The sequence below is a fragment of the aff. Roholtiella sp. LEGE 12411 genome, assembly GCF_015206995.1.
Lineage (GTDB): Bacteria > Cyanobacteriota > Cyanobacteriia > Cyanobacteriales > Nostocaceae > Komarekiella.
Map to the genome: position 1 here is coordinate 1 of NZ_JADEXR010000209.1, position 8,427 is coordinate 8,427.

General features: G+C 41.3%; 12 protein-coding genes. 6 read left to right on the plus strand and 6 right to left on the minus strand.

Going from position 1 to position 8,427, the window contains the following annotated elements; all coding sequences use genetic code 11:
- The first annotated feature begins 155 nt into the window (after positions 1-155).
- Positions 156-500, plus strand: a complete 345-nt coding sequence (locus tag IQ246_RS27245) for a hypothetical protein (protein ID WP_194006416.1) — start codon at positions 156-158, stop codon at positions 498-500.
- A gap of 75 nt (positions 501-575) precedes the next feature.
- Here the strand turns inward: IQ246_RS27245 and IQ246_RS27250 are convergent, their stop codons facing one another.
- Complete coding sequence (locus IQ246_RS27250) at positions 576-1,370, minus strand: P63C domain-containing protein (RefSeq protein WP_194006417.1); 795 nt, start codon at positions 1,368-1,370, stop codon at positions 576-578.
- A gap of 138 nt (positions 1,371-1,508) precedes the next feature.
- Positions 1,509-1,646 carry a hypothetical protein gene (locus IQ246_RS27255; protein ID WP_194006418.1) on the minus strand — a complete coding sequence of 46 codons (138 nt, stop codon included), beginning with the start codon at positions 1,644-1,646 and terminating at the stop codon, positions 1,509-1,511.
- A 260-nt stretch (positions 1,647-1,906) separates the two neighbouring features.
- On the opposite strand from IQ246_RS27255, the gene IQ246_RS27260 reads away from it, so the two are divergent.
- Entirely contained in the window at positions 1,907-2,167 is a 261-nt protein-coding gene (locus tag IQ246_RS27260) for a hypothetical protein (protein WP_194006419.1), read from the plus strand.
- Positions 2,164-2,532, plus strand: a complete 369-nt coding sequence (locus IQ246_RS27265; protein ID WP_194006420.1) for a hypothetical protein — start codon at positions 2,164-2,166, stop codon at positions 2,530-2,532. The genes IQ246_RS27260 and IQ246_RS27265 overlap by 4 nt, the downstream gene beginning before the upstream one ends.
- Before the next feature lie 92 nt (positions 2,533-2,624).
- On the opposite strand, the gene IQ246_RS27270 is transcribed toward IQ246_RS27265, so the two are convergent.
- The 4 genes from IQ246_RS27270 to IQ246_RS27285 all read right to left on the minus strand — a co-directional run bounded on the left by IQ246_RS27270 (position 2,625) and on the right by IQ246_RS27285 (position 5,328).
- A complete protein-coding gene (locus IQ246_RS27270) occupies positions 2,625-3,638 on the minus strand; it encodes a ParB/RepB/Spo0J family partition protein (RefSeq protein ID WP_194006428.1) in 1,014 nt (337 codons plus the stop codon).
- Positions 3,616-4,440: a ParA family protein gene (locus IQ246_RS30690; protein ID WP_194006421.1), complete on the minus strand. Its 825-nt coding sequence runs from the start codon at positions 4,438-4,440 to the stop codon at positions 3,616-3,618. The genes IQ246_RS27270 and IQ246_RS30690 overlap by 23 nt, the downstream gene beginning before the upstream one ends.
- A gap of 117 nt (positions 4,441-4,557) precedes the next feature.
- Entirely contained in the window at positions 4,558-4,752 is a 195-nt protein-coding gene (locus IQ246_RS27280) for a hypothetical protein (RefSeq protein ID WP_194006422.1), read from the minus strand.
- 294 nt (positions 4,753-5,046) lie between these two features.
- On the minus strand, positions 5,047-5,328 hold the full coding sequence (locus IQ246_RS27285) for a hypothetical protein (protein ID WP_194006423.1): 282 nt from the start codon (positions 5,326-5,328) through the stop codon (positions 5,047-5,049).
- Positions 5,329-5,442: 114 nt separating this feature from the next.
- Here IQ246_RS27285 and IQ246_RS27290 point away from each other — a divergent pair, with 114 nt between their 5' ends.
- From IQ246_RS27290 to IQ246_RS27300, 3 genes are all read left to right on the plus strand, one after another.
- A complete protein-coding gene (locus tag IQ246_RS27290; RefSeq protein WP_194006424.1) occupies positions 5,443-6,645 on the plus strand; it encodes an AIPR family protein in 1,203 nt (400 codons plus the stop codon).
- Positions 6,646-6,698: 53 nt separating this feature from the next.
- Positions 6,699-7,328 carry a Uma2 family endonuclease gene (locus tag IQ246_RS27295; RefSeq protein WP_194006425.1) on the plus strand — a complete coding sequence of 210 codons (630 nt, stop codon included), beginning with the start codon at positions 6,699-6,701 and terminating at the stop codon, positions 7,326-7,328.
- Positions 7,329-7,396: 68 nt separating this feature from the next.
- Positions 7,397-8,281: a DUF4351 domain-containing protein gene (locus IQ246_RS27300; RefSeq protein ID WP_194006426.1), complete on the plus strand. Its 885-nt coding sequence runs from the start codon at positions 7,397-7,399 to the stop codon at positions 8,279-8,281.
- The last annotated feature ends 146 nt before the right edge of the window (positions 8,282-8,427 follow it).

Genomic DNA, 8,427 nt, shown 5'->3' on the forward strand with positions numbered 1-8,427 from the left:
CTCCCCTCCTAATGATTATCATTTTCACACTCAGTGAGATTTAATTTCCTCAAAGCCTTATGTAGTTTGAATCTTGGTGTATTTCATCCTGATTCAGGCTTGTCAATATTTAGATGCGTTTGCCCTGCAAGGCCACTCGACTCGCTGCTCACAAATTGAAAAAGCTACAAGCATGGAATGAAGCCCAGGCACAAAATCAAAAACTTCGTCACAAGCGCTTTGAACAATGCAAAGGACTTCTTTTCTGGGTTGGTGGTTGGGTCGGTTCTGGTCACTCTGGGATTTTCTTTTTCATCTCTGCCATGTTAGCTTCTGCGACTTTTGCAGGAGTATCAATCATTAATCTACCAACAAATCTTTCTTGCCCTGATCCCAAAAGCCTCTGTTATCTGGTATTTCAAATGCGATTCAACAACAAAAGTGTAATTCTTCCACAGCAGGCCAAGGATATTATTGCTGAGTACGAACGTAACAAGAGTAAACCTAAACGGCGCAGGTAATTAATTTGCCCTGGTCAAAAAAAACTGTAACTTCAGCTTTCCCGCTTGTTTAGAGGCGGGAAAGCTGAAGCTCGTCTACCCTATCTGCCACCCATCGAACAGATTCGGCTGGTCTACCCCATACTGTCGTTGCACCAATCGCCGCAGTTCTGGTACAGAGTTAGCCGACTTCATCAAAATCAAGATTGAGGTAACGTGCGGTGTCAATCTCTTCTTTGTTTGGTCAGATAGCATCTGATGTATTTTGTGTTTCCTGCGTCCGTTTGGAAGTGCAGGGTTAACAACATCGAGCTTGGCTTTTTCCTCTGGTGTCATCCAACTATAGATAAACTCCCAGTAGTACAACCCATTTCTGATATTCTTCTTATGCAGTTTAGTTATCCTTGCCAAGTGTGACTCAAATTCAGCCTCGAACATGCGTGTCCAGGGCTGTGGTGCATTTAATATTCGAGAAGTAAGTTTATCATCTCGCTCTTTCTCTGATACCTGTTTGTTGAACGCTCTGTCAAATCTGCGCTCTAATGTTTCTGTACCACAAGCAGCTAATAAAATAGCAGCTTTTTCATTTCCCCTTGATGCCGCCAACGCCCATAATTTTGTTACTTGCTCTAACATGATACCGTCTATTTGTGCTGTCAGCGTAGAAATTGCGCGAACCTGTAGCCCCTCTGGCATAAGGATTTTAGCTAGGTTTAGACGGATCAATTGCGCGAACCGTCTATGATTAATATCAAGTATTGAAGACACCTGGACTTTCGCACAAATGTAATCCCCACTCCCTTCTGGAAGCATTTCATAACCATCTATGACAATATTACCGATGTTGATTAATGTATGCCTAGCTTCTAGATTAGACTTCTTCTTAGCCATGATTCAGTTTTCCTCGCCTAAATGCAAATTTTGGTAGATAAAGCGAATAAGAAAGAGAGCGCCCACTAGACATAAAACCCGTCTAGTGGTGATTCAATGCGCTCCATCTGCGGTTTTAATCCCCGGAATTACCGGGGACTATGATTGGTTAATCGTCGCTTGATAAATGAAGCGAATAAAACACAAAGGAAAGCTAGAACTATGAACAGGGTAAACAGAGGCTTGGTTAGTGGACTGTGCTTCTTGAGTTGGTGCTAATCTTGTAGTAATCATCATTTCCTTTTGGGGTTTTGGTGAAGGGGCGATCGCGTTGTTGTCCAGACTGGGCGATCGCTCTTTAACTAACTTGTAGATTTGTAGATTGGCTGGGAGTTCCTTTCGTCCCTCTTTTACCTTTCTATATTTATTATATACAATCTTATAGATAAAACCAGATTACTTATATACATGTTTATATACAAAAAGACTTAACCTTATATATGTTTTTATAGACAGACGCTATACTCTATACAGATATCATTTAGATGTATATAACTATGAGTAAATTAGCTACATTTCGAGTGGAAGACGAGCAATGGGAGATGTTTCAGCAGGAGGCTAAAAAGCGAGGTGTAAGCGCGTCCTCGCTGCTGCAAGATTTCGTAGCTTGGGTAAATCAGGGAAATGATTTGCCTCTTAGGGCAATCGCTTCCCCTTTATTAGAGAAGGATATAGATCAGCGTATAGAAACCAAATTAGCGCCTGTTCTAGAAGAAATTGCAAAGCTACAAGCATCGCTGGGGGAATTGGCGGCTTGAGAGAGCAGGCTGAATCTCCTAAGCAGGAATCGAATCTCAATTCTGAGCCAATGCACGACAGTAAATCTACCTTAATGCCCACGTCTGCGGTTTTTTCTAATGGAAGTGCAGCCCCATTGGTAGATGCCCTGGTTCAAAAGCTCATTGATGGCCGTGTTACTGAAGAAGAATTTTTTCAGCAGTTCCGGCAGATTGTGAAACGTTGTGGATTTATTCTCTACCGCAATCTTGCCAAAGACAACACCAGAGAAAGCTGGTATGTTACATCGCAAGGCAATACTAGATTTGAAGTCATTAGCTCAATGGATTATCTCAACGTCATTCCTGATTGGCTGCGGAGGCAAGACTTGTTGGGGAGTAGTTAAGCAACCAGCACAAAGGGAGCCTAGAGCTTGGGCTTTAGTCGTTGGACTTAGGCTGCTGTTTGGGAGGTTGGATGAGCCCTGGGTAGATTTCATTAATCTGCTAGCAAGGATTCTAGTTGTTGTAAAAGGCTTGTAATTTTCTTAGCTTTTTTTGGGTCTTTCCACTGTGAGGACTTTAACATCCTCTGAGAGATATCTTGAAATTCCTTTCTCAAAGAAGAAGCTTTTTGAGGTTTCACCTTCTCAATACGATCTCGAATTTGTCCTAAAGATAACTTTTCATTAATTGCCAGTGTTAACAAGCTAATTCTCAACGCTTCATCTTTAACTGTAGCGATCGCTCTGGCTTTAGTGTATTCAATCTGCCCAGAGCGTAGGATATCTAAAACATCTGTTGGCAGATTTAACAGTGGCAGCCGACTGACACGAAAGCTTTCTGGTGATAGTTTGCCAACTGTTAGAAACACATTTTCTACAACTTTCCACTGTTTGCGGAAAACGTTTTCCGTATTCTCGCCCTCCCACTCAACTTTCTTCTTGTCTAAATGTGCTTTTCGGTTCAGCAAAGCAATTACTTCTTTAGTAGAACAGTTTAGCTGCCAAGACAATAAGTGCAGTATCCCTTCCGTTTCTTCTACTGGATTGAGATCTTCGCGTTGCAAATTCTCCAGTAAGGACAGCTTTAAAGCCGAAGTTTCGTCAACCTCTAAAATGACAACAGGAACTGACGTTAACCCAGCTTCTTGTGCAGCACGGTAGCGGCGTTCACCTGCAATTAATAAATACTTTCCATCGCTATAGGGACGCACCCACAAAGGTGACTGCACTCCTACTTCTTTAATAGAAGCAGTTAGGGTCGCAAGCTTGTCAGGATCGAAGTAGCGACGCACTTGTTCATAATTGCAGACAATTTTATCAGTTGGCACAGCAAATTTAGCAGTATCACCCTGGACGCTATTATTTGCTACCAGCCCTTGTAATTGTGTGTTCAGGGATTCTAGTTCGGCAATACGCTGTTGTGATTGAATTAGCTGTTCTTCTACTTCGGCTACCTGGGAATTAGTAGAAAAATAGCCATAGCTTTTAGGGAGCAACTTTTTTGTCACCTTTTCCCTCCTGCAAAATAACTGATAACTCTTGGCAGATAGGATAAAAATCCTTGATCGCTTTATGCGTTGAGCGATGCAAGTGCAAGGGAATGCCTTTTCCCGAAGCATTGCTGAATTCACAAGAATAGCGGATGTGCGGATAGCATTTAATTTTTAACGAAGTAAGCATTTCCGGTAATTGATTCAACAAATCTCGCTGGGTTGCCTCACTATTGTCATATTTAGTAGGCACAAATCCCAAAATTTGAGGCTGGGGATTGAGGCGTAGTTTTTTACACGCTCCTCGATACCAAGATAGCAATACATTGGCTCCTGTTAGGGACTTAGGACTGAGTTCGACAGGAATTAACAAATGTGTAGCTACTGCCAGCGCTAAGTCGTTGAAATTTCCCAGTGTAGCAGGACAATCCAGAATTACAAGTTGATGTGGTAAAGGAAAATCCTCAAACTTATCTGCTAAAGCGTACTCACGACGATTACGAACTGCCAATTCCAACCCAACTTGAATCATTACTGGCCCACCCAAGCATATTTGTAATTTACCCTTCGGCTTTCCCCATTCTGGCATCAGCAAAGGCCAGTTACCATCAAAATCTTCGCTGAATACTGCGGCGATTGTTTGCTCTAGTGGTGGGTCTTTGTCCAATCCACAAAACTGGCTCATGGAAACGTTAGTATCAAGGTCGAGTAGCGCAACGTCAAAGCCTCGCTTTGCCATTTCATAGCCAATATGAACGGCTAGTGTAGTTTTGGAAACTCCTCCGGCATTGGCTCCAATCCAGAGAACAACTTGCTTCATCTATTTGCAATTACAATACTTGCGTTTTGTTATACTCTATCCCTAAAAGGAAATCAAGTTCAATTTGATTATCTATACGGAAAACATTTTCCGTCCAGAAGAATTAAGCTCAGGGATTTACTCGCTTATCCTTTGAACTAAAAGCTTCAAACTTTCCCCTGACTTGGAATTAGTTTTAATATCTGCGCTGGCTAGTTCGGCAGCAGCCGCCGCCAGATTGGAGCAATTATCGCAAACTTCAGTATCGTCTTTCCAATTTCCTGGACTAAGTTCTGTACCGCATCTGTCGCAATTAATTGTAATTTTTTTCATCAGTTTTATTTGCTGGGTAGCTGCGCTTCCTAAGTTCTAATGATTAATTTCAGTTCACTCATCAAAAATTTTTCTGAGCGATCGCTAACATATCCGAAGTTATCAAAGCGACTAAATTCATTGTAAAACTTGCCATTTGAATTTTTTACTCCTGGTTATTTTATCAAATAGAATTCAGGAGCCAGAATTCAGAATTGAATTCTGTGTAACTGGCGTCTGAATAAATGGGTATAAGACCCCCACCAAATTGAAAATTTAGTGGTCTACAATGAGTGGCGGGTATGAATCTCCCACTCATTGATTCTGACTCCTGAAGAGTTTTCCAAATCCAATTACTGCGCCATAGCCAACAGGAATGCCGATCAATGTACCTAAAATATGTTTATCGGTATCAGAAAGAATATCGCTTGTAAGAGGATTGTTTTCAAGGTGAAAATTTTCACCCGTAATAGTTTTCCCTCCTAAAAAAAATGTTGAGATAAGATATGCCAACAATAATCCCAGGGACACCCCTATAACGCCTCCCGCTATCCACCCAATCAAATGCCAAAGAATATAACGATTATCTTCTTTCATTTAAACCTCCGAATATGAAGAAAATCCCCTTTTCCCTTTCCCTTTACCCCGCCAAACTCCCTTGGCGAACTACTAGAGCGTTAACATAGTCAAATTGAGCTTCATCACTCTATTATGCCCAAAACCTGGAATCTGAAAATAGATAGCTATTACCATGCCAACCCACAATGCATCATTGCCACTGCCCACATTGACACTTTTCCTACAGACTTACCCCTAGAACCCAACATTAGAGAACCTAACCGCAAAAGTGCCACGTATAGGCAAATCTTCGATTCTGTAACGACTCAACCCGAAAAATTCTTCTCCCGCCACAGTGGAATTGTGCTGTGTGCCAACAAAGTTAAACCCAGCAAAAATAAAACTGAACTGGAACTAGAGATACTTGAAGCCTCCGAAGGGGGAAGCGATGGTATCATTAATGGCGGGCATACAGTTCTAGCTTTTGACCAGGCTAGGAATTACAATTACAACCTGAGCCTTGCCAGAGTTCAAGTTACCATTCACATTGGACTTTCTGAAGAATCAGCTAAAGATATCGCTCTCGCATCCAATACCACTACGCCAGTGGATTCTCGCTCTAAAGTCAACGCCAGAGGTGATTTTGATTTCATCAAGCAGTATTTAGCTTCTTTGGAAAGAGCGGAGGACAGAAAATTCCGAGTCGCCTATTACCAGAACCAAAGCGGCGCTCCTAGAAATGCCCAGTGCAATGTTAATCACTTATTCAAATTAATTAATTGCCTTGACAGAAATAGATATAACCCCGACGGCAATAAAAGAACCAAGCATCCTACGGGTACTAATACTCCAAGTCACATCACAGACACGGAGAGGCAAAGATTAACTCTTTTACTGCCTCTACTTCCCAAATCTCTATGGATTGAGCAAAGACTATACGAAATTGTCCAAGAACATATCAGCAACCCCAGAAGAAAGGGCGTCAACGATTTAGCCTCAATCGATACACGCAAAAATACTCTGCTTCTCGACAGCAAGTACTCGTTTGGGTTTGGTGCGCCAACTGATCTGGCGTTGCCGATAATTGCATCTTATCGGGTGTTCTTGGACGAGAATTATAACTGGATTATTCCTTTTGAGGAGTTTTCAGAAGACTTTCTCCAGCATCTGTGGAATAACTATTACCGGAAATACCTGGTATCGGAGAAAATAGCAGGGAATACGGTGGGAACAAGAATCTGTCGTAATCAAGAAATTTGGGAAAGTTTGTACATCTCAGCGCAAAGTTATCTCAATCAGCACTTAATGAAAATGGTTAATTCCGCCAAGCGGCAAGAATTGACGCTGACTTCTTAATGGGACGAGGGATTTTCCTGCGTGCATTGGTAAAAATAAATCCAGTAACTTTTATGAGTCAAACACAATCGGAACTAAAGCTACTGACCTTCGATGAATTTATCGAATGGTATCCAGAAAACTCAGAAGTACGTTATGAATTACATGATGGGGTGATTGTGGAGATGCCAAAGCCTAAAGGGGAGCATTCTGATTTAGCTGGTTTTTTGATTGAAGAATTACTGATCACAATTAGAGATATGGGTAAGCGCGGTATCTGGACTATACCGAAAGAATCCATTATTAAACCATACCGAGACAAATCAGGGTACGAACCGGATATTATTGTTTTAAATCAAGAAACTATTGATACCGAAACACGCTGGAAGAAGGAATCAGTTATCCATAATGCTAGTTCGGTCAAACTAATAGTTGAAGTAGTGTCAACCAACTGGCAGGATGATTATTACGATAAGCTTCGTGACTATGAAGCTATGGGTATACCTGAATATTGGATTGTGGATTATGCAGCGTTGGGTGGACGTGTATTTATTGGTAGTCCCAAAGTTCCGACTATTTTTGTCTGTGAACTTATTGATGGTGAATATCAAATGACACCCTTTAGAGGAACAAACCTTATAGTGTCTCCTACTTTTTTGCAGTTGAATCTAAGCGCGCAACAAATTTTTGACTCGGTGATTTAACAATAACAAGAGTAGGATAAGTACTTGAACCCCCCGCTATCAAATCAATTTCAAAAAAACCAAATTGAATGACTCGATTTGTACATGACGAATTTGCTAAGGACTATCTAGAAGAACTGTTAAAATCTTATGGAGAAGTAAAATCATCCGAAAAAGTATCAGGAGAGATTAAAGAAATTGATGTGTTATTTACTCCATCAGCACAGCAAACTTCTAATCTAGAATTGTTAGGGCTACTAGGAAGATTTGCCGAATTTCCGGCAATATTAGAACCCTTTCGCAATGCAGCTTCTGGTGATGAAATCTGTGATTGTATTCAAAAGTTATTAGAAGTAAAAGCGGGATTGCGACGAGATGCTAAAGCGAATAAAACCAAACTCCAGGATTCAAATATTTCTAAACTATGGGTTCTGACTCCAACTGCATCCCCGGCAATACTATCGAGCTTTAATGTTAATCAGAAGTCGGGGTGGCTACCAGGGATATACTTTTTAGGTGATGCTCTACGGACAGCAATTGTTGCTATTCACCAACTGCCGCAAATACCGGAAACCTTGTGGTTAAGAATACTGGGTAGAGGAAGCACACAGTCACAGGCGATTGTGGAATTATCAGCGTTACCATTGGATCACCCATACAAGCAAGTAACGCTAGAATTGGTTTATAATCTGCGTGAAAATTTAAGAATCAATCAAAATTTAGAATCAGACGATAGGGAGTTAGTTATGCGATTAGAACCACTTTATCAACAAGACCGCGAAAAAGCTAAAAAAGAAGGACAACAGGATTTAATTATACGTCTACTAAATCGTCGTTTTGGTGAGATTGATGCATCGTTGATTGAACAAGTTCGACGATTATCTATTGAGCAACTGGAAGGGTTAGGAGAAGCGTTACTAGATTTTTCCGTTGTGGTAGATTTAGAAGTTTGGTTAAACCAGCAAGCCGGGTAATAACATAACCTACACCGCAACCAACCAATCGCACACCACAGACCTATACCCGTGGGCAAAGTTAACCCAAACCTGCCATTGCCCCAAATACCCATTCCAGTAAGGTTCACCATCAGCAACACCGACAGCCGAGCCGATTGTGGAGA